The organism is Henriciella sp. (assembly GCF_049649345.1).
In the GTDB taxonomy this organism is placed as follows: Bacteria; Pseudomonadota; Alphaproteobacteria; order Caulobacterales; family Hyphomonadaceae; genus Henriciella.
Map to the genome: position 1 here is coordinate 1 of NZ_JBARZC010000520.1, position 2081 is coordinate 2081.

At 60.9% G+C, this 2081-nt stretch carries 2 protein-coding genes; one reads left to right on the forward strand and one right to left on the reverse strand.

Going from position 1 to position 2081, the window contains the following annotated elements:
• The first annotated feature begins 127 nt into the window (after positions 1–127).
• Positions 128–652: a GcrA family cell cycle regulator gene (locus WA989_RS14330; protein ID WP_424341163.1), complete on the forward strand. Its 525-nt coding sequence runs from the start codon at positions 128–130 to the stop codon at positions 650–652.
• 71 nt (positions 653–723) lie between these two features.
• On the opposite strand, the gene WA989_RS14335 is transcribed toward WA989_RS14330, so the two are convergent.
• A partial coding sequence (locus WA989_RS14335) for a cation:proton antiporter (RefSeq protein WP_424341164.1) occupies positions 724–2081 on the reverse strand: 1358 nt, incomplete at its 5' end.

Consider the following 2081-nt stretch of genomic DNA (forward strand, 5'->3'; position numbering starts at 1 on the left):
GTTGTGGAGAACCGATATCAGCATATTGTGTTTCATTTCGCCATTGATACGATATGTAGAGGTTAACGGGGGCGGCTGAAATCAGCTGCTACAACATCTAGGGGTGCAAAGCGCCAGGAGGCAATCCATGTCTTGGACGGAAGAACGCGTCGAAGTTTTGAAGAAGCTGTGGGCCGAGGGTCATTCAGCGAGCCAGATCGCGAAACAGCTAGGCGGGGTCACTCGCAACGCTGTAATCGGCAAGGTGCACAGGCTCGGCCTGTCAGGCCGTGCAACGCCATCGCGCCCTGTAAAACGCCCGCCGCGTCTGGCCCGTCCAAAGCCGAAACTGAGGCCGGATGGAAGCGTCACAGCACCAAATACGACGCCGGAAGAGACACGCATCCGCAAGTCAGATCAGCACGCCATCATACAGGCCCTGCAGCCAGCGCCGGTGGCAGATGGAGAAGCGGCGACCATTCTCACGCTGCGCGATTCCATGTGCAAATGGCCGATCGGCGACCCGGCTGATCCGAAGTTCGCTTTTTGCGGGCGCAAGTCCGACTGCGGACCTTACTGTGCAGAGCACGCGAAAGTCGCCTTCCAGCCGCAACGCAAACGCGACCGCAGCAAGGGCCGGGACGAGGCAGAGCCGCGCCGCATTGCAGGCTAGGGCCTGACAGCAGGACGTTATAAATCCAGAAGGCCGGCCCAGAATGTGGGCCGGCCTTTTCAGTTTGCGCTTCAAGCCGCTTCCGAGCCTACGGTTTCGGTATTCCCGCTCTGGGGATTGTTGACTTCAAACAGGTCTGCTTCGCGGGAAATCCAGGCGGCAACCTTGTCTTCGTCGATGCCCAGCTGACGCAGAACATCCGCCGCCATTTCAATACCTTCAGGGCGCCCAAGCGATAGCCATGTGCGCATGCCGAGCTCAGAGAAGCGCTGGCGGTCGGCCTCATTATCGACGGAGACAAAGCGCGGCGTATTCGGGAAATCCCTTTGAGCGGCGGGTGTCAGGTCGCGCGAGACCTCGTAGCGCGGCGCCCCGATGACGACGGCCCGTGGATTAGGGCCCGCAACAGCCCCAACAAGCTTCAGGTTCGCTGCATTGCCAAAGGAGACCTTGTAGCCGTCGGCAATGGCCGAGACGAAGCGCTCCGGTTCCGCGTCGAGGCAGACATGAGGGATGTCGTGATCGGTGAGCGCATCGGCCGTCAGCCGTCCGGCCTTTGTCATGCCGAAAATGATGACGGGGCGGTCCGGTGCGATCGGCGTGATCTCGTTCTCCGGCCGCGTCTGCCCCTTGAAGACGCTTGCAACCTTGCGCGAAAGCTTCATCCCCGCAGCGGCCCAGAACGGTGCGGCCGCGAGAGACAAGGCGATCGAAGCAACGGATATCGTTGCGATGTCTGAGGGTACGACCCCAGTCGTCATGGTCAGTATGGACAGGACGACGAGCGTGAATTCCGAGCCCTGTGCGAGCAGGAAACTGAGCTGGACACTGCCCGGATTGCTCCATCCATTCATGCGCGCTGCGACAAATCCGAACATGGTTTTCACAACGAGGATGGTCAGCGCAAAAGCGATGACTAGCGCCCACTGGCTGCCCAGCACGCCGAGGTCAATCGACAGCCCGACTGACATGAAGAAGAAGGATAAAAGCAGGCCGCGAAACGGGCCTGTTTCCATCTGGATCTGATGACGGAATGACGTGCCCGATACCGCCAGTCCGGCCAGGAAGGCTCCGAGCGTCAGCGACAGGCCAAGCTGGGCGGTCGCTGAGGCTGCCCCGAGCACGAGAAGCAAGGTCACTGCCGTGAACGCTTCCTGATTCCGCGTCTGGGCGAGGCTGCGGAAAATCGGCCCCATCAGATAGTGGCCCGCGGCAAAGGCGATGACAAAGGCCAGAATGGCAAAGCCCGCCGCGCGGGCGAGGGTCAGCGCCAGCGCGCCCATATCGCCGCCCGAGTTCAGCGACGTTGCGAAAATCAGAAGGAAGATCGCGACGATGTCCTGGAAAATCAGCACATGCGTTGATGATCGCCCAAGCGGGCATGAACCGAGGCCACGCTCGACCATGACCCGGGAGACCACCGCAGTCG